We start from the raw sequence: 19,308 nt of genomic DNA, 5'->3' as shown, positions 1-19,308 counted from the left end.
CGGTATCTTGAAATTTTAAAAATTATTTTGCTTATTATGCACCAATTTTGCCAAAATAGCTTGTCTGATTTGCACCAATTTTGCACTTTTTTCTTGCTATCTTTTGGCGGTTCAGCAATATTATTATTGTTAAAGTGATTGATAATAAAAATTAACTATTTTTTGGCAGATTTGACCAAGCGATTAAGCCCATCGGCAAAGGCTTTTTTGTCCTTGTCTGAATACGGTTTTTGCCCACCCATTTGGCTAGGGTCAAGCACGCCTGTGCCACGCATCATGTCCATAAAATCACGGCTGTTAAGCTTAAGCTTAATCGTCTCAAGGCTAAACACTTCGCCCCGTGCTGTCATTGCCCATGCGCCTTTGTCCAGCACTTCGCTAGCTAGCGGAATGTCGCTTGTGATGACGCCATCGCCAGACTCTACCGCTTGGGCGATGTAGGTGTCCGCCACATCAAAGCCATCGGCGACCACCACCGATGATAAGTGTGGTGATGGCGGCAGGCGAGTGGGGCGATTGGCGACAAAGATGGCAGGTACGCCTGTGCGATTGGCGGTCTTGATGATGAGTTCTTTGGCGATGGCAGGGATGGCATCGGCGTCGATGTAGAGTTTCATAGGGTTGTCAAAGTTGCTTAAGATGATAAATGGTGATTGTCAATATTTTTTCACTTATTTTTATCAAATTATAAATAAATATTAATCAAATCTGTCGATGAATATGGGATAAACTGATGGACTTATGCCCACAAAAAAATCCGCCCATCAGAGCGGATTGAGTGGATTAGCAGTTTACCAATAGGCTTTCGGCTTTTGCTACAGCATCGGCTTGGCGTTCATCCCCTGTCATCACCGTGATATGGGCGATTTTGCGGCCATCTCGTTCGGATTTGTGATAATGATGATAATGCACGCCATCGATGGCAAGGACATCGGCGCTGTTTGGATATTTGCCGATGACATTGAGCATCACCGATGGATGGCTGACAGCAGTATCGCCAAGCGGTAAGCCTGCGACAGTACGGATATGGTTCTCAAACTGGCTACAATGCGCGCCTTCGATGCTCCAGTGTCCTGAATTATGCACGCGTGGGGCGATTTCATTGGCGAGCACGCCATCATCGGTGACGAATAGCTCAAGCGCCATCACGCCGACATAGTCCAGATGCTCAAGCAGTTTTTTGATATTGGACTGTGCTTGGGCGGTCAGATGCTCGGTATCGGCAGCAGGGGCGGTGGTCTTGGCAAGAATACCGCTGGTGTGGACATTCTCGACCAGTGGATAGTAGCGGATTTCGCCTGCTTTGCTACGCACAGCGATGATAGAGACTTCACGGCTAAAGTTAATAAAGCCTTCGGCAATCAGCGGTGCGGACTTGGTCGCATCACCAAGCGTCGCCCAAGCGTCGCTGATGGTATCAACGGATTTTAGGACGAATTGCCCTTTGCCATCATAGCCACCGCGACTGGTCTTGAGCACCAGTGGCAAGCCTAGGGTATCGGCAGCGGTCTTGATGTCGTCAAGTGTATGCACCGCCATAAATGGCACGGTGGCGATGTCAAGTTGATTGAACAGTGTTTTTTCGTTTAGGCGATCTTGGGCGACTTCGAGCGCACGAGCAGGGGGGAATAATCCGCCTTTGTCGGTCAGCTCGCCTAGCTTGCGTGCGGTATCGACAGGGGTGTTTTCAAACTCTAGGGTAAATACGTCGCTGGCACTGATAAAGGCGTCCAGTTCGTGCGTCTTAAATACTTGACCGTACAAGGCAGCAGGCGGATTGTCCGCATCTTCGAGAAATACACAACGATAGCCCAATGGCAAAGCAGCTTCGGCAAGCATCATGCCCAATTGTCCACCACCTAGAATGCCGATGGTGTGAAGTGAATTTGTCATAGTTGATCTCAAATTAAAAAATATCCGAAATTTTATAAAAACTTCGGATATTATCGCATATTTTCGACCGAAAATCTTGGACAAAACGCAAATTTTACCAGTCTGTCTATCAGCTTGGCTTAGCCGATAATCCCTGGGATTGGATTGGCAAGCACGGTCTGGGTTTGTTTGGTTCTAAAGGCATCAAGCTGTGCCGCTAGATTCTCATCATGTAGGGCTAGGATTTGGATAGCAAGTAAGCCTGCGTTGAACGCCCCTGCTGTACCGATGGCAAGCGTGCCGACAGCGACACCTTTTGGCATCTGCACGATGGATAATAAGCTATCCCAACCGCTTAGCGTGCTGGATTTGACAGGTACGCCTAGTACAGGTAGAGCGGTCTGACTGGCACACATCCCTGGTAGATGAGCGGCACCGCCTGCACCTGCGATGATGACTTGTATGCCTTTGCCTTTGGCAGCTTTGGCATAGTCAAATAATTTGTCCGGCGTACGGTGGGCAGAGACGACTTCGCACTCAAATGCCACACCAAAATCCGCCAAAATCTGAGCCGCTTCACGCATCGTCGCCCAGTCAGACTGTGAGCCCATGATGATGCCGACTTTTGGCGTGCCGGCTGGCGAAGTGATTGGTGCAGGTTGGGTGCTTGATGACATAGGATTTCCTTATGGTGATTAAAAGAATAAATTAGCACATTTGGGCAAAAATGGCAATCAGCCGTGTACTAAGTTTTGGGCATGAATCCATGAATCAAAATCTATTTAACCCAAAAACTGCACAAAGTCATCATCACACAAAGCAGGCTTATCCGTATCAAACTGATAAGCAGTCAAAAACCCTGTACTACCTGCCGAATAGTCAGTACACACCACCTGTGATGACAGACAAGTCGGCGTACCATCCAGCCAATAATGCCCAATAAAAATCGGCTTATCGGTCAAAATCTCAAAATCCATCGGCAGTGGCTTATAATCTTGGTCACTGGGTAGATGCATCACTGCACGACTGCCGAGCTGTGCCGCTTGACTTAGTGGCAGATTTTGCCAGTTATCAAGCCACCATTTGATGCGGGTGCGAGTACGGGTAATGTTATGCCCATCGACGAGTACGATACCATCAGGCAAGGGGGATTCGATGCCTTTTAGGATACGCTCTAGGGCGACAAACTCACTGCTGTCCTTGATGGCGGTGGCGATGATGCCTTGGTGGGTGATGCGATGATCAGGGGTGAGATAGGGGGCGAGCGTCGCCATCGCCTTGACATCCCAGCAGGCGTGCACGACACAAAATTCATCAAACTCAAGCCATAACGGCAGCTCATACAGACGGCTAATCCAGTGCCAATACGCATCACTGCCTAGCGGTAATTCATCCAAAAACGCCTGATGCTGATGCGTATTTGACGCGGTGCGTGCTCGGCAGTAGTCGCCATCAGGGTGGGGTGTGGCATAGCCGATGGCGTTGTATTCATGATTGCCCATCACGGCGAGCGCTTGACCATGATCAATCATATCAAAGACAATCTGCAAGGTATCAACTTGGCGAGCGCCACGATCAATCAAATCCCCAATAAAAATCGCCTGATGATTCGGCGGTGCACGATAGCAGTCGCCATCATGCTGATAGCCCAGCTGTGTCAATAGCCCAATCAGCTTATCTGCTTGTCCATGGATGTCGCCGATGATGTCATAAATCATAAAATTACCCCCATTTTGAACTAATATACCAAAATGCAGATGCTTTTGCCACGAAAACCGTTTATCATGACATCAAAAATCAGCCACTCATCAATAAGGGCAATGCTTTGACCGTACTACCCATTCTCTACCAAGACGAGCACATCGTCATCATCAATAAGCCTGCTGGGATGCTCGTGCACCGCTCATGGCTTGATAAACATGAGACGGTGTTTGTCATGCAGACACTGCGTGACCAAATCGGACGGCTCGTCTATCCTGTGCATCGCCTAGATCGTCCGACGTCGGGCGTGCTGTTATTTGCCCTAACTAGCGAGATGGCTCGGCGGTTGTCTGAGCAGTTTGAGCAGCATAAAGTGACCAAGACTTATTTGGCGGTGGTGCGTGGGGCGATGACGGCAGGCGGACGCATTGATTATCCGCTCAAGGTGCGACTGGATAAAATCGCAGATAAATTCGCCGACACCGACAAGCCGCCCGAGCCTGCCATCACCGACTATCAGGTGCTCGCTACCACCGAGCAGCCCTTTGTGTCGTGTACTCGCTTTGCCACTTCTCGGTATTCGCTGGTAGAGCTTACCCCCATCACAGGGCGCAAGCATCAGCTTAGACGGCATATGAAACATATCTTTCATCCCATCGTCGGTGATACCACCTATGGCGATAAGGTGCAAAACCGTGCCATCATCGCCCATGTCGGCGTCAAGCGACTGCTACTGCATGCCTATCGCCTAGCGTTCACGCATCCTGTGACAGGACAGCCGATGTGTATCACAGCGCCTGTCGATGATGCCTTTGGGCGGGTGATGGATGCGTTTGGGTGGGGTGATAAAATACCCATCTGATGACAGATGGGTGGTGGATCAGTTGGCGTAGGCGCAGACGGTGTAGAGCTCGGCTTCGCTAGGGGTGCTTGGAATGACTCTAACCCAATTGGTAGATGAATAACGGGTAGCAGGGTTGTTTGCAGTGTCAACCACCCTGCCTTGTTTGTCATAGATGGCAGCGAATTCTGTGTCAAATTTGCGAGCATGGCAGTCATAATAGCGAAAGGATTTAGCTGCCCAATATTTTTTGCCACCTACACCTTGTGCTTGTTTATGTTCTGCCTGCGTCCATGCGGTCATCACAGGTGTGCCATTGACTAGCGTGTCTGCTTGGATACTGTCTAAGTCAATGTAGTATTTGCCAGTGTTGTTTTCGCTAACCCATACCCAATTCACCGCCATTGCTTGCTGTGTCATGACTGTGGCAAGTGCTACTGCCAATAATTTTTTCATCATAAACTCCCAAATCTGATTAATCCAAATTAACACTACCAAAAATTATCCTAAAAATAGACGGTGGTGTCAAGGTGGGGGATGTGGTGAATGTGTAAAAATATTTGATGGCTGAACCAATCGTTGATGCCTGCCAAGTACCGATGACGATTGAGTAAATCTCATCACAAACCTATACCAAAGATAAAATATCATGTATGATGGCTCAATGCTGTTAATTTGGAAATATTGATGATTACTTTATATCACCTAGAAAAATCGCGTTCGTTTCGCATCGTGTGGCTATTAGAAGAGCTAAAATTGGCTTATGGCTTGGATTATCAGCTGATCAGCCATCAGCGAGATGAGCGGACTTATCTGGCGCCTAGATCTTTTAGGGATATTCATCCGATGGGCAAGGCGCCGATTTTGGTGGATGATAGCTTGCCTGATGGCGAGCAGGTCTTGGCAGAGTCGGCGCTGATTATTGAGTATTTATTAAGGACTTATGATAGTGAGCAGCGATTTTATCCAGTGGGTGATAAGGCGTGGCGTGATTATACATTTTGGCTGCATTTTGCCGAAGGCTCGTTGATGCCGCCTTTGGTGATGGGGCTGATTTTGACCAAGGCAAGCCAAAAAGCGCCACTGCTTGTCAGACCGATTGTCCGCAAACTCAAATCAGGCATTGATCAGATGATCTTAAGTAATAATATCAATTCGGCTTTGGGGCTAGTAGAAGAGACGCTGAGCCGCTCGCCATGGTTTGCAGGGGATGCGTTTACAGGTGCGGATGTGCAGATGTATTTTGCCATCGCAGCTGCCAGACAGCGTGTGGGCTTGGCAGGTATGAGTGCGACCACAGCATGGCTTGAGCGATGTGAATCACGGACAGGCTTTATCAATACTGTTGCCAAAGTTGGCACGGTGTTTTGATGCGTCATGTGAGTTGATATATTGACGATGATTGCTTGAGTTTAGTGATAAAAAAATGGCACAACCGATAAAGCTGTGCCATTTTTTTTGCTTATTCAGTTTTGATTATTTCACATCAAAACGATCTGCATTCATCACTTTCACCCATGCATTCACAAAGTCTTTGACAAACTTTTCTTTTGCATCATCTTGGGCATAGACTTCAGCGTACGCACGCAAAATTGAGTTTGAACCAAACACCAAGTCCACACGGGTTGCTGTCCATTTGACATCACCTGTTTTGCGGTCGCAGATGTTGTAGCTATTGCGTCCAGTTGGCTGCCAAGTGTTGTTCATATCCACAAGGTTACGGAAGAAGTCGGTGCTTAGCACGCCGACACGGTCGGTGAATACGCCATGCTGACTACCGCCATGGTTTGCGCCTAGTACACGCATACCGCCGATTAGGACAGTCATTTCAGGTGCGGTCAAGCCCATCAGTTGAGCACGGTCAAGCAGTAGCTCTTCTGGTTGTGGGGCATAATGTGCTTCTTGGAAATTGCGGAAACCATCGTGCACAGGGCGTAGAAATTCAAAGCTCTCTACATCTGTTTGCTCAAGGGTTGCATCGCCACGACCTGCCAAGAATGGCACGACGATTTCTACACCTGCATCTTTGGCTGCTTGTTCAACTGCCGCTGTACCACCAAGCACGATTAAATCTGCAATGCTTACCTTTTTGTCAAGGCTTGCTTGTAGTGTTTCATAGACAGCTAAAACTTTTGCCAAGCGTTCTGGTTCATTGCCAATCCAGTCTTTTTGTGGAGCAAGGCGAATGCGTGCACCATTTGCACCACCACGATAGTCTGATTGACGGAAGGTGCGTGCTGAATCCCAAGCAGTTGCCACAAGTTCAGCAATGCTTAACCCAGTCGCCAAGATTTTTGCTTTTAATTCGGCAATTTCAGCATCGCTTAAGGTGTAATCCACCGCAGGGATTGGGTCTTGCCAAATTAAATCTTCGCTTGGCACATCTGGCCCTAGATAACGGCTTTTTGGCCCCATATCACGGTGTGTCAGTTTAAACCATGCACGAGCAAAGGCATCATCAAAGGCTGCTTGGTCATTTAAGAATTTTTCAGAAATTTTGCGATATTCTGGATCACGAAGTAGTGCCATATCCGCATCAGTCATCATGATTTTGCGTTTTTGGCTTGGGTCAAAGGCATCGACAGGCATATCCTCAATGTCCATCTCTGATGGCTCCCATTGGTGAGCGCCTGCAGGTGATTTGGTCAATGCCCATTTATCATCGTATTTAAATAGAAGTTTGAAAAATTCATTGTCCCAACGAGTTGGATTGGTTGTCCAAGCTCCTTCAATGCCTGATGTAATCATGCTAGGTTTTTCGTAGCTCCAGCCCAAGCCTTGCTCAGCAATGTCAGCCGCTTCAGGCTCTGCACCAACTTTAGACGCATCGCCGTTGCCATGTGCCTTACCGATGGTATGACCACCAGCGGTCAAGGCAACGGTTTCTTCATCATTCATACCCATGCGTGAGAAGGTGATACGCATATCTTGTGCAGTTTTGATTGGGTCGGGATTGCCATCTACACCTTCAGGATTGACATAAATCAAGCCCATCATTACTGCTGAAAGTGGATTTTCAAGTTCACGACTCTCTGTCCAGCGTGTGCCTTCGCCACCTGATTTAGCCAGCCATTCTTTTTCGCTACCCCAATAGACATCTTTTTCAGGGTGCCAAATATCTTCACGACCAAAGCCAAAGCCAAATGTTTTTAATCCTGCTGCTTCATAACCCATTGTACCTGCTAGGATAATTAAATCTGCCCAAGATAAGCGATTGCCGTATTTTTGTTTGATTGGGTACAATAAACGACGTGCTTTATCAAGGTTGGCATTGTCAGGCCAGCTGTTTAATGGGGCAAAGCGTTGATTGCCTGTGTTGCCACCACCACGACCATCTTGGGCACGGTAAGAACCTGCTGCGTGCCATGCCATACGAGCCATCAAACCGCCATAATAGCCATAGTCTGCAGGCCACCAATCTTGGCTATCACGCAAAAGGTTGCGAATGTCTTGTTTTAGTTCTTCAACATTTAATTTTTTGACTTCTTCGGCATAGTTGAAGTCTTCACCAAGTGGATTTACTTTTTTGTCGTGTTGGTGCAAGATGTCTAAGTTTAAGGTTTTTGGCCACCATGCAAGTGGGGTTTGTCCCTCAGTAGTGTTACTGCCGTGGACTGGACAGCCTGTGATTGATGTGGTCATGAGATGCTCCTTGTGAGTAAAAGTTGGTAATCGGTGGTCACTGCACCGATATAGCCATCTTACCATGTTAAAAAATGTACAACAGTATTTTGATGTATCCAATTATAAAGCGATTGTATCAATAGATAAAATAGATTAATTTTATGCTTTGGTTTGGTTTTTTTAATCAAAAAATGGCGTTATCTGATAAAATTGGTTAAAAAATAATCATGTATTTTTTGAATAATGTTATGGTGTATTTGCTATTATTTTATTGATTTTTCAATGAAAAAGCTTTGCAAAACTATAACAATATGCGTATAATTAATAATCGTTAGGGAATTTGTCAATCGATTAACAGACTACAAGGAGATTTGTTATGGCCACAATGAAAGCCATGACCTATTATGGCAAAAATGACATTCGTTTTGAAGAGCGTAGCAAGCCTATCATTCTACAGCCGACCGATGCCATTATCCGTATGACCAAGACGACCATTTGCGGGACGGATTTGGGTATTTGGAAAGGCAAAAATCCTGAAATCGAACATACCGCCATCCAAATCACGGGCGAATGGACAGGGCGTATCCTAGGACACGAAGGCGTGGGTATCGTCGAAGAAGTCGGCTCAGCTGTCAAGAATTTCAAAAAAGGCGACGAAGTCATCATCTCTTGTGTCTCTCGTTGTGGTTCATGCGAAAACTGCCAAAAGCAACTTTATGCCCATTGCCGTCAAGGTGGCGGCTGGATTATGGGCTATATGATTGATGGCACGCAGGCAGAATATGTGCGTACGCCATTTGCAGATACGTCGTTGTACCATTTGCCAAAAGACCTAAATACTGACGTGGCGGTATTCTTATCAGATGCGCTGCCTACAGGACATGAAATTGGCGTGCAGTATGGCGATGTCAAGCCAGGGGATACGGTTGCTATCGTCGGTGCAGGCCCTGTGGGTATGGGCTGTCTGTTGACCGGTCAGCTGTATTCGCCATCAACCATCATCATGATTGATATGGATGACAACCGCCTAGCGATGGCAAAAGAGCTTGGTGCAACCCACACCATCAACCCAAGCCATGAAGACGCTGTCGCCAAAGTGCTAGAAATCACAGGCGGTCGTGGCGTGGACTGTGCGATGGAAGCGGTGGGTATGCCAGCGACTTGGGATATCTGCCAAAAAATCGTCAAAGAAGGCGGTAATATCGCCAACGTCGGCGTACACGGCACGTCAGTGAATTTTGAGCTTGAAAAGCTGTGGATTAAAAACCTAAAAATCACCACAGGGCTTGTCAATGCTAATACCACAGGAATGCTGCTCAAGGCGTGCGAATGTAGCAAACTGCCGATTGAGAAGCTTGCGACACATCATTTCAAATTTGATGACATCGAAAAAGCTTATGATGTATTCAAGCACGCTGCCGAGACTAAGGCAATGAAAGTGATTATTGAGTTTGAATAATCTGTACCTTTGGTCAAGACAAATCACCGAACCGCTGTCTATGATGGCGGTTTGTTTTTTTAAGAAAATCACTGCTAAAATGAACCGTTCGGACAAATTTATGCTAAACTAAAACTCATATTCTTGATGGAGAACCCCATGACCCTAACTTGGCACGACACCCTAGATATCGCTATTGCGTTGGCAGAAAAATACCCTGATGAAGATGTGCAGTATATTCGCTTTACCGACTTGCACCGCTATGTCTGTGAGCTAGACGGCTTTAGCGATGACCCGAACAAATCCAATGAGCGTATCCTAGAAGCCATTCAGATGGCATGGCTTGATGAGCTGTGATAAGTTGATTTAAAAAAATAAAACCGTTCTTGGTCTGAACCGACCCCCAATTCTTAGACACTAAGATTAACGGTCAAGGTTTCGTCAAGGACTGAGTTCTGTATTGTACAGGACTCAGTCCTTTTAATTTGCTCTTTATTCTATCATGATTGTAGTAATGAATGTATTCATCAATCACTTGTCTAAGCTCATCTGGTGAAGCAAATTTAGTTTTCTCATAAAATATCTCCTCTTTTAATGTCCCAAAGAAACTCTCTACCACTGCATTATCCAAGCAATTACCTTTTCTTGACATACTTTGGATAATGCCATTGTCTTTTAAGCTTTGTTGGTAATTGCTCATTTGATAATGCCAGCCTTGGTCAGAATGCAAGATGGGTTGCTGGTTATCGCTATTACCATCTGCTTGCAGTCGCTTTAGTGCTTTATCAAGCATCTTAGCCACCAAGCCATAATTTGGACTACTATGCATCTGATGGCTAATGATCTCTCCATTATACAAATCAATGATGGGTGATAAATACAGCTTTTGCTCTTTGATACCACCATCATGGGTTTTGCTTTGTATTTTAAACTCAGTGACATCCGTTGCCCATTTATGATTGGGCTTGTCTGCTTTAAAATCACGATTTAAGACATTGGTAGCGATTTTGCCTACTTGTCCACGGTAAGTGCTGTGTTTGCTTCTTTTACGACGAATTACTGCTTTAAGCCCAAGCTCGTGCATTAGCCGTTGTACTTTTTTATGATTGATAACAAAGCCTAACTGCTTTAGTGCTAGGGTAATACGCCGATAGCCATATCTGCCTTTGTGGGTGTGGTAGATGTTTTGGATTTTATCTTTGATAACAGTGTCTTGCTCAGGTCTGCTTAATTGTTTTAGATGATAGTAAAAAGTACTTCTTGGTAAGTGTGACACGTTAAGCAAATCATCAATCAGATAGGTTTGCCTTAATTCTTGCACAATCATCACTTTTTCTTGGGTGATGATGCGTTGTGTTTTTGACGAATTAAGGCATCGAGCTTTTTTAGGTAAGCATTCTCAGCTTCTAGATATTGAATACGTCTGAGTAACTCAGCGTGTTCATTGGTTAGTATTTTATCTGTCTTGGCGACTTTGCTTGCTTTGGCTGCTTTATCTGATTTATTGGTTGATTTGCTCATAGGTCTTCTGCCTTTAGGTTTGGGAGTAAGTCCCATGATACCATGAGTTTGATAAGCTTTTAACCATTGACACAGTAAACCATGATTGCTGATGTTTAATTCAATCGCCAAAGTGCGTATGGATTGACCAGCAAGTAGTTGTAATACTGCTGTGTGTTTAAATGCTGGTGAATAACTGGCTTTGCTTGTTCTTGGGCGAATGCCATCAATACCATGAGTTTGGTAGAGTCTCACCCAGCTTTGGATGATAGAACTTTCTATACCAAACAGGTTGGCTATCTGATTGCAACTAAGTCCATTGTGATAATGATTAATGACTTCAAGTTTAAAGTCCATTGTGTATTTGGTCATAAAAACACCCCAAAGGTTGTCTAACTTTTGGGGTGCGGTTCAGTCCTGCCATGAACGGTTTTGTTATATGGGCTATTGATAAGAATTGTTAATGGGGATTGTCAGCATTATAAGGTGCTTACCCGCCTGATAGCGACAGTCAGGCTATCGCCGATTTGGTGGCTGTCGTGATTGGCGGCCATTGATGTCTGCATCAGTAGCGTCTGCCCTGACTGTGTGGTCAGCGTATAGAGCCAATTACCCCCACGAAAATCTCGGTCGCTGACCACGACATCGATGGCGTGCGTATCACGCTCTGCCTTGTAGGGCTTGACATCATGTGGGCGGATGAGTGCTTTGGTGGCGTGGGGTGGCACAGCTAGGGTGATATGCCCAAAGACACTATCAAAGCCGTGCTCGCCACCGTTTTGGATATCGACAAGCACCCCTTCACCGATAAAGCGGGCGACAATCTCGGTGGCAGGCGTGTGATACAGGGCGGTTGGTGTATCCCATTGTTGTAGCTTACCATCGGCAAGCAGGCCGACCACATCCGCCATTGCAAAGGCTTCGGCTTGGTCGTGCGTGACCAAGATGGCGCTGACATTTTGGGAGTTGAGCAGACGGCGGACTTCTTTGGATAGGCTGGTGCGTAGCTCGACATCTAGGTTTGAAAACGGCTCATCTAAGAGTACCAAGCTTGGACGGGGTGCAAGCGCACGCACCAATGCCACTCGTTGCTGCTGACCGCCTGATAGCTCGTGCGGGTAGCTGTTTTTGTAGCTTTGCATATCAATCAGACTTAGCATCTCATCCACTCGTGCTGCCTGCGCTGATTTATCCAGTGCCGATAAGCCAAAGGCGATATTATCCGCCACCGTCAAATGCGGAAACAGTGCATAATCTTGGAATACCATACCGATATGACGACGATGCGCAGGCGTACCCCCTTTACCGTCAAACAGGGCTTGATTATCAAGCACGATACGACCTGTATTCGGTGTCTCAAAGCCTGCGATACAGCGTAGTAGCGTGGTCTTGCCACAGCCTGATGCGCCGAGTAGGCAGGCGATTTGTCCTTTTTGTAGTTCAAAGCTGATATCGCTTAGGATGGTTTTGTTGTCAAAGCTGATGGATAACTGATGGATGCTTAGCATAATTTTCTCAATAATATCAATATCTTGTGGTGTTATTTTTGGTCCATTTTGGCGAACAAAATCACAGGGATAAGTCCTGCAATGATGATGGCAAGCGCAGGCAATGACGCCTTGTCATACAGACCTTCACTGGTGAATGAATAAATCCGCACCGATAAAGTATCCCAGTCAAACGGACGCATCATCAGAGTAATCGGCATCTCTTTCATCGTATCGACAAAGACCATCAGCATCGCCACACCGAGCGAGCCTTTGATGAGTGGCAGATACACACGACGCACGGTAGCCAGTGGCGTCACCCCAAGCGATGCCGCCGCTTCGATGTGTGCAGACTTGATACGCTTCATGCCGGCATCCACCGACTGCACCCCGAGTGCCAAAAATCGGATGAGTAGTGCAATCAGCATCACCCCAAGCGTCCCTTTAAAGATGGCATCGGTATCGCTCAAGCCATCAACAGTTGCAATCAGCCAATTATCCAGCCATGCCACAGGCACGAACACGCCGACAGCGAGCACTGAGCCGGGGATGGCGTAGCCAAGCGTTGAGATTTTGGCGGTGGCGGTAGCAAATTTACTGTGGTCAGTGCGTGTGCTGATGGCGATAAATAACGCCACCACAGCGACAAGCACCGATGCCATCAGGCTGACACTGACCGAATGCCAAATTTGGGTGATAAGCTCAGCAAAGATGGTATCTTGCCAAACATCCATCGCCCACAAGATAAGCTGTAGGACAGGTAGAGCAAAAGCAAGGCACAAGATGGTGGCGCAGTAAGCGGTGGCAAGCCATTTTTTGTAGCCATGCAGGACAATCGGGCGATGATGGCTAGCACGACCTGTCGTCTCAAAACGGCGACGACCACGGCTCAACTGCTCAAGTAGCAAAAAAATAAACACCAAGCTAATGAGCAGACTTGCCAACTGCTTAGCGGTATCAATCGAAAAAAACCCAAACCACGCCTGATAAATGGCGGTGGTAAAAGTATCATAACCAAAGACACTCACCGCCCCAAAGTCAGCCAGAACTTCCATCAAAGCAAGTATCATACCGCCTGCAATCCACGGACGAGCCATCGGCAAGGCAAGCTTGACAAAGGCTTTGGGTGCAGATAGCCCCATCGATGCCCCAGCTTCCAAGGCACGCACGCCCATGCTACCAAAGGCATTTTTGGCAAGTAGATAGACATAAGGATATAGCGTCAGACTCATCACGATGGTCAGACCAAAGCCGTTTCGCACATCAGGCAAGCCGTTTTCAAATCCTAGACTATCTCTTAAATAAGTGCTAATTCCACCTGTATAATCAAAAATCCCAAGCTGCACAAAAGCAAGCACATAAGCAGGTACCGCCAAAGGCAGCATCATCGCCCAAGCAAAAAACCGCTGCAGCGGAAATCGATGCATCGCAGTCAGCCAAGCAGTAGTCGTACCAAGTATGGTCACGCCGATACCGACCCCGATGACGAGCAATAACGTATTTTTCAATAATAAAGGCAATTCGTATTCAAGCAAAAACTGCCAAATCTCAGCATTAAAACTGCCCAATGATGACACAATCACCCCAAGTGGGATAATCACCAAGCAGGCACAAATCAGTAGCCATAGACGAGAAATAAGGGATGATGAATTCATAATAATGATGTCAGATACAAGGCAGGTGATGACAAATCAACAATGCCAAAAAGTTGGTTATCGTTATCGAGAAGCGTATAAAAATCGATAATGATAATTCTTCTTGTTTAAATGCTGAAAATATTTTATTATATAAGTGCTAAATATGGCAATGTTTTGTTTACAAAAATTGCAAATTTTCTGCAAATCCATTTGGTTTTGTGCTCCTAGGTCGAAAGACACACTTGTTAAAGGATTGATTATGAAAAAATTACTTGTTGCATCTTTGGCATTGGCAATGACTGCACCAGCATTTGCTAGCGAACTGGTTGTGTATTCTGCTCGTGCAGATGAACTACTTAAGCCATTGACTCAGGCTTATCAAAAGAAAACAGGCACCAAAGTGACATTGGTGAGCGATAAAGCAGGCCCATTGATGGAAAAGCTCAAAGCCGAAGGTAAAAATACTAAGGCGGACGTATTCATCACTGTTGATGGTGGCAACCTATGGCAAGCCGCTCAAGCAGGCCTACTTCGCCCAATCAACTCATCAGTACTAAAATCAAATATCCCATCAAACCTGCGTGACCCACAAAATCAGTGGTTTGGTTTGTCTGTGCGTGCTCGCACGATTTTTTATAATCCAAAGAAAGTCAACGCAAGCGAGCTGTCTAGCTATGCTGATTTGGCAAATGCTAAGTGGAAAGGCAAGCTATGCCTACGCACCTCAAACAACGTCTATAACCAATCTTTGGTTGCAACCATGATTGCGCATAATGGCCAAGCCAAAACTGAGCAAGTGGTCAAAGGCTGGGTGAATAACTTGGCAGCAGCACCGTTTTCAAATGACACCGCACTGCTAGAAGCCATCGATGCAGGTCGCTGTGATGTGGGTATCGCCAACACCTATTATTATGGCCGCCTACTGAACCAAAAACCAAGCGTTGCTAACAATGTCAAAGTATTCTTCGCTGACCAAAAAGGCAAAGGCACGCATGTCAATGTCTCAGGCGCAGGCGTGGTCAAGCACAGTGATAATGCTGCTGAAGCCCAAAAATTCATCGAATGGCTAAGTGGCTCTGAAGCTCAAAGCCTATACGCCCAAAACAACTTTGAATACCCAGCCAACCCACGCATCAGCGTGACTGGCAATATGGCTCGTTGGTTGCCAAGCAGCTTCAAGCGTGACATGATCAATGTCTCTGTTGCAGGTCAAAACCAACAAAAAGCCATCATGCTGATGAAAAAAGCAGGCTATAAGTGATTGATTAATTAATCAAATCACCAAAAAAACAAGCCATGCAGCGATTGCATGGCTTGTTTTTATCCCAAGATTATTTGGTCAACTCATACCACCAAGCGATCCAAAATCGCTTCATAAACTTGGGTCAGCTGCTCAATCTCCTTGATGTCGATATGTTCATCGACTTGGTGGATGGTGGCATTTTTGACACCAAGTTCAACCACTTGGGCATTCATGATCGGCGCAATAAATCGACCATCGGATGTACCGCCTGATGTGGACAGCTGGGTATCCACCCCTGTCACCGCCTTGATGGCATCAACACAGGCACTGACAAATTCACCTTTTTCGGTCAAAAATGGCACGCCTGAGAGCGTCCAGTCAATATGATAAGTGGCATCACTATCCGCAAAGTGCCGATCAAAAATCTCATGTGTCTTTGCCATCAGACTATCTGCGGTGTTTTCGGTGCAATAGCGGAAATTAAATAGCACCGTGCAAGTGCCGCCGATGACATTGGTCGCACCTGTACCCGAGTTGATGTTGGAGATTTGCATCGATGTGGCAGGGAAATAGTCATTGCCATCATCCCAGTGTGTGGCGGTCAGTTCAGCGAGTGCGGGAGCGACGGCATGAATGGGATTGATAGCCAGATGCGGATAGGCGATATGACCTTGTTTGCCAGTGACTGTAAGTTTGGCATTGAGCGAGCCGCGGCGACCATTTTTGATGACATCGCCCAGCTTATCGGTGCTAGATGGTTCACCGACAAGGCAATAATCCATCTTTTGCCCACGAGCGGCGAGCGTTTCGACGACTTTGACCGTGCCATTAATCGCCACGCCTTCTTCGTCACTGGTGATGAGTAGGGCGATACTGCCTTTGTGCTCAGGGTGCTTGTTGATGAACTGCTGACACGCCACCACAAAGCTTGCCACGCCAGTTTTCATATCCGATGCGCCACGCCCCCATAGCTTACCATCAGCGATGGTTGCCGAAAATGGCGGATAAGTCCATGCCGACTCATCGCCCGTTGGCACGACATCGGTATGACCGGCAAAGCACAGCACAGGTGCGTCCTTGTCCGTCCCATGCTTGATGGCCCATAGGTTTTTGACTTCGGCATTTTTGCCGTTATCGTTTTTGTTGCCAAAGTACATGAGCTCGCACTCAAAGCCAAGCTTATCAAGATGGCGAATGAGAATGTCTTGGCAGTCCTTGTCATCAGGGGTGATGGATGCTTGTTGGATTAGTTCAATGGATAGGGCAAGTTCTGGAGAGTGGCTCATGATATTTCCTAAAGTTGATTGGTATTTGATATAATTTAAATATAAATTAATAATAAATTGATAAAGTAGATGACTTATAATACATCATCATCACGACGCATCCAAGTAGCAATCGAAAAGCGTGTACGGTGCGTGATATTGACTTGGTGCAACAGGTCACTATCAAACAGCACAAGGCGATTGGCTTTGGGCAGCAGCTTTTGTTCATTACCAAGTTTATCCACGACGAGAATTGCCCCACCATCACTATCTGTCCAGTCATCATTGAGATAATATACTGCCGAGATGACCCGCTCATCACGACCGGCAGGATTGTCCTTGTGCCATTGATAACCAAACCCTGATGGATAACAGGCATAATGCGCTTCACAGCGACGAATCCCTGCATAAAACACCGCATTGAAATATCGCCCAAGCGATTCAATGCTTGCCAAATAACGCAGTCCAACAGGGCAGGCATCATCAATCCAGCGAATACGGTCGCCACGAATGCTCACTTCACGCTCACCGTGTGTCAGATGCGCATCTTTATAGTCGATATAGCCGCTCTCAGTCTGTAATGCACGCACCGCATCAGCGCCAAAGCAGTCATCAACCACCATCACCCCCGTGTGCAAAAAATCATCCAGCATCGCATCGAGCCGTGTCGCCCAATCTGTATCAAAAGTCGTCGTGATGGTTGTGCTATCAATCATCGCAGTCATGCCAATCCTATGAGTGCCAAAAAAACAATTCGCCAAAAAACGCTGTCTATGCTACCATATCACAGACAAATTTGTTATCAAAAAATCAATCGAGACACTATGAATTACAAACACGCCTATCATGCGGGTAACTTTGCCGATGTTGCCAAGCATATTTTATTATTACAGTTATTGGCGCAATTTTCTGCCAAAGCCAAGCCATATTATGTACTAGATGCTTATGGTGGTCGTGGTTTGTATTCATTGGCAAGCACCGAAACCCAAAAAACCAAAGAAGCCGAACGGGGTATTATTGCCCTAGAAAAAGCCGTCGAAGCAGGCGTGAATCACTTGCCAAAGGCGGTGGCGCAATATTTGGATGATTTGGCATTTGCCCGTAATAAATACGACCAGTTTGTCTATCCGGGTTCGCCGTGGTGGATTGCACATCATAGTGAGTATCATTCAGCCGATGCACCACTGCGCTGTGAAGCCTTTGAAGCGATTGCTGATGAATATGATGCGCTCAATTATCAGCTGTATCAATTACCCATCGGCATCCATCATCGTGATGCCTTTGAAGGTGTACCTGCGGTCGTGCCGCCCAAAGAGCGTCGTGGCGTGATTTTGCTTGATCCGCCATTTGAACAAGAGCACAAGGATTTTAGCCGTTTGGTGGATTTGCTTGTGGCAAGCTACAAGAAATTTGGCAATGGTACTTTTGTGCTGTGGTATCCGATCAAAAATATCGACGCCACTGAATTATTTTATAAAAAAATGAAACGCACCGGCATCAAAAAACAGCTTGTCTGTGAGCTTAATCTCTACCCAAATGATGTCGCAGTCGGCTTAAATGGCACAGGGCTATTTATCATCAATCCGCCGTGGCAATTTGCCGATGCCGCCCAAGAGATTTTGGAATTTTTAGCACCGATTCTAAAGCCTGCCGATGCCCCACAGATGTCGCTTGGCGAGATGGCGGTGGTCAAGTGGCTGGTTGGTGAATAAGCCAAGTCGATTTTCGTTTTTAGACATTCATAAAGGCAAGCTATGACAGACATCAAAAAGCCAGACAACCAAGATATTCATCCTGAATGCGACCATGACGGCATCACCTTTGAAGTCATCGAACCAGAACACAACGATGGCAAAAAAGTGATGAGCAAAGGCGTGTATCTTGTGCCGAACTTGATTACCACGCTGTCATTATTTGCAGGCTTTTATTCGATTTTATCCAGTACTAATGGCGAGTTTATCAAAGCAAGCTTGGCGATTTTTGTCTCAGCATTTTTGGATGGGATGGATGGCCGTGCAGCACGCCTACTGAACGCCCAAAGTCCTTTTGGTGAGCAGTACGACTCATTGGCAGACTGTATTGCTTTTGGACTTGCGCCTGCAGTGCTGGTTTATAGCTTTGCCTTGCAGTCATGGGGTAGATTTGGCATGGCGTGTGCGTTCGTGTATGCAGCGTGCGCTGCGTTTCGCTTGGCTCGCTTTAATGTCCAAATCGGCGTCGTGGACAAAAAATATTTCATTGGTCTAGCCAGTCCATTAGCAGCACTACTCATTGCTTGTACGGTTTTGGTGAGCCTGAATTATGCCGATTTCACCAATGGCATGAGCACCGAGCTGACTTGGTTCTTTGCGTTTTGGGTGATTGCCTGCGGTCTATTGATGGTCAGCAATGTCAAATATTACTCATTCAAAGAATTTGACAAGCAAAAAGTGCCATTTGTGGTGCTATTAATAGCGGTTTTGATCTTTGGTGTACTATTATACGACATCCCAGTGGGGCTGCTTGCTATTGGTGTCACCTATGCGTTATCGGGTATTGTCGGCACTTTGCGTAATAAATTCTAAAAATTTCGAAAATTTTTCAAAAAATTGCTTGACGCTAAAAATTTTTAGCGTATAATAGCCCGTATTGATTGCGACATACGGTTTCAATTTAGAAATCATCAGCAATCAAAATGAATAAAAAAGCTTGACATAAAAA

At 46.3% G+C, this 19,308-nt stretch carries 19 protein-coding genes; 7 read left to right on the top strand and 12 right to left on the bottom strand.

Annotated features, from left to right (window positions below):
* Positions 1–155: 155 nt before the first annotated feature.
* The 4 genes from B0680_RS00095 to B0680_RS00080 all read right to left on the bottom strand — a co-directional run bounded on the left by B0680_RS00095 (position 156) and on the right by B0680_RS00080 (position 3,590).
* A complete protein-coding gene (locus B0680_RS00095; protein ID WP_078253023.1) occupies positions 156–617 on the bottom strand; it encodes a YaiI/YqxD family protein in 462 nt (153 codons plus the stop codon).
* Positions 618–783: 166 nt separating this feature from the next.
* Positions 784–1,893: a 5-(carboxyamino)imidazole ribonucleotide synthase gene (locus B0680_RS00090; RefSeq protein WP_078253022.1), complete on the bottom strand. Its 1,110-nt coding sequence runs from the start codon at positions 1,891–1,893 to the stop codon at positions 784–786.
* Between the two features lie 119 nt (positions 1,894–2,012).
* A complete protein-coding gene (gene purE, locus B0680_RS00085) occupies positions 2,013–2,549 on the bottom strand; it encodes a 5-(carboxyamino)imidazole ribonucleotide mutase (protein WP_078253021.1) in 537 nt (178 codons plus the stop codon).
* A gap of 105 nt (positions 2,550–2,654) precedes the next feature.
* A complete protein-coding gene (locus tag B0680_RS00080; protein WP_078253020.1) occupies positions 2,655–3,590 on the bottom strand; it encodes a metallophosphoesterase in 936 nt (311 codons plus the stop codon).
* A 107-nt stretch (positions 3,591–3,697) separates the two neighbouring features.
* Here B0680_RS00080 and truC point away from each other — a divergent pair, with 107 nt between their 5' ends.
* Positions 3,698–4,435 carry a tRNA pseudouridine(65) synthase TruC gene (gene truC / locus B0680_RS00075; protein WP_078253019.1) on the top strand — a complete coding sequence of 246 codons (738 nt, stop codon included), beginning with the start codon at positions 3,698–3,700 and terminating at the stop codon, positions 4,433–4,435.
* An 18-nt stretch (positions 4,436–4,453) separates the two neighbouring features.
* On the opposite strand, the gene B0680_RS00070 is transcribed toward truC, so the two are convergent.
* A complete protein-coding gene (locus tag B0680_RS00070; RefSeq protein ID WP_078253018.1) occupies positions 4,454–4,870 on the bottom strand; it encodes a surface-adhesin E family protein in 417 nt (138 codons plus the stop codon).
* A 231-nt stretch (positions 4,871–5,101) separates the two neighbouring features.
* On the opposite strand from B0680_RS00070, the gene B0680_RS00065 reads away from it, so the two are divergent.
* Entirely contained in the window at positions 5,102–5,785 is a 684-nt protein-coding gene (locus B0680_RS00065) for a glutathione S-transferase family protein (protein ID WP_078253017.1), read from the top strand.
* 105 nt (positions 5,786–5,890) lie between these two features.
* Here B0680_RS00065 and katG read toward each other — a convergent pair whose 3' ends face one another.
* Complete coding sequence (gene katG, locus B0680_RS00060; protein WP_078253016.1) at positions 5,891–8,056, bottom strand: catalase/peroxidase HPI; 2,166 nt, start codon at positions 8,054–8,056, stop codon at positions 5,891–5,893.
* A 358-nt stretch (positions 8,057–8,414) separates the two neighbouring features.
* Here katG and B0680_RS00055 point away from each other — a divergent pair, with 358 nt between their 5' ends.
* Together B0680_RS00055 and iscX are read left to right on the top strand one after the other, a co-directional pair.
* Positions 8,415–9,497: a zinc-dependent alcohol dehydrogenase family protein gene (locus tag B0680_RS00055; RefSeq protein ID WP_078253015.1), complete on the top strand. Its 1,083-nt coding sequence runs from the start codon at positions 8,415–8,417 to the stop codon at positions 9,495–9,497.
* 138 nt (positions 9,498–9,635) lie between these two features.
* Positions 9,636–9,833: a Fe-S cluster assembly protein IscX gene (iscX, locus tag B0680_RS00050; protein ID WP_078253014.1), complete on the top strand. Its 198-nt coding sequence runs from the start codon at positions 9,636–9,638 to the stop codon at positions 9,831–9,833.
* Positions 9,834–9,906: 73 nt separating this feature from the next.
* On the opposite strand, the gene B0680_RS00045 is transcribed toward iscX, so the two are convergent.
* The 4 genes from B0680_RS00045 to B0680_RS00030 form a co-directional block, all read right to left on the bottom strand.
* The gene (locus tag B0680_RS00045) at positions 9,907–10,803 is read right to left on the bottom strand and encodes an IS3 family transposase (RefSeq protein WP_078253013.1); all 897 of its coding nucleotides are present in this window, start codon (positions 10,801–10,803) and stop codon (positions 9,907–9,909) included.
* Positions 10,803–11,348 (bottom strand): helix-turn-helix domain-containing protein, encoded by a 546-nt coding sequence (locus B0680_RS00040; RefSeq protein ID WP_078253012.1) that lies wholly within the window; start codon positions 11,346–11,348, stop codon positions 10,803–10,805. Before B0680_RS00040 ends, B0680_RS00045 begins: the two co-directional genes overlap by 1 nt.
* A 107-nt stretch (positions 11,349–11,455) precedes the next feature.
* Complete coding sequence (locus B0680_RS00035) at positions 11,456–12,484, bottom strand: ABC transporter ATP-binding protein (protein ID WP_078253011.1); 1,029 nt, start codon at positions 12,482–12,484, stop codon at positions 11,456–11,458.
* A gap of 32 nt (positions 12,485–12,516) precedes the next feature.
* Positions 12,517–14,124 (bottom strand): ABC transporter permease, encoded by a 1,608-nt coding sequence (locus tag B0680_RS00030; RefSeq protein WP_078253010.1) that lies wholly within the window; start codon positions 14,122–14,124, stop codon positions 12,517–12,519.
* A 235-nt stretch (positions 14,125–14,359) separates the two neighbouring features.
* Between B0680_RS00030 and B0680_RS00025 the strand changes: the two genes are divergently transcribed.
* On the top strand, positions 14,360–15,361 hold the full coding sequence (locus B0680_RS00025) for an extracellular solute-binding protein (protein ID WP_078253009.1): 1,002 nt from the start codon (positions 14,360–14,362) through the stop codon (positions 15,359–15,361).
* 83 nt (positions 15,362–15,444) lie between these two features.
* On the opposite strand, the gene dapE is transcribed toward B0680_RS00025, so the two are convergent.
* Together dapE and B0680_RS00015 are read right to left on the bottom strand one after the other, a co-directional pair.
* On the bottom strand, positions 15,445–16,629 hold the full coding sequence (gene dapE / locus B0680_RS00020) for a succinyl-diaminopimelate desuccinylase (protein WP_078253008.1): 1,185 nt from the start codon (positions 16,627–16,629) through the stop codon (positions 15,445–15,447).
* 74 nt (positions 16,630–16,703) lie between these two features.
* Positions 16,704–17,333: a 2OG-Fe(II) oxygenase gene (locus tag B0680_RS00015; RefSeq protein ID WP_078253007.1), complete on the bottom strand. Its 630-nt coding sequence runs from the start codon at positions 17,331–17,333 to the stop codon at positions 16,704–16,706.
* A gap of 99 nt (positions 17,334–17,432) precedes the next feature.
* Here B0680_RS00015 and B0680_RS00010 point away from each other — a divergent pair, with 99 nt between their 5' ends.
* Both B0680_RS00010 and pssA read left to right on the top strand, forming a co-directional pair.
* Positions 17,433–18,320 carry a 23S rRNA (adenine(2030)-N(6))-methyltransferase RlmJ gene (locus tag B0680_RS00010; RefSeq protein WP_078253037.1) on the top strand — a complete coding sequence of 296 codons (888 nt, stop codon included), beginning with the start codon at positions 17,433–17,435 and terminating at the stop codon, positions 18,318–18,320.
* Between the two features lie 42 nt (positions 18,321–18,362).
* Positions 18,363–19,172 (top strand): CDP-diacylglycerol--serine O-phosphatidyltransferase, encoded by an 810-nt coding sequence (gene pssA, locus B0680_RS00005; protein ID WP_078253006.1) that lies wholly within the window; start codon positions 18,363–18,365, stop codon positions 19,170–19,172.
* Positions 19,173–19,308: the final 136 nt, after the last annotated feature.

Source organism: Moraxella pluranimalium (assembly GCF_002014825.1).
GTDB lineage: Bacteria > Pseudomonadota > Gammaproteobacteria > Pseudomonadales > Moraxellaceae > Moraxella > Moraxella pluranimalium.
This window is presented reverse-complemented; position numbering and strand designations above follow the sequence as displayed.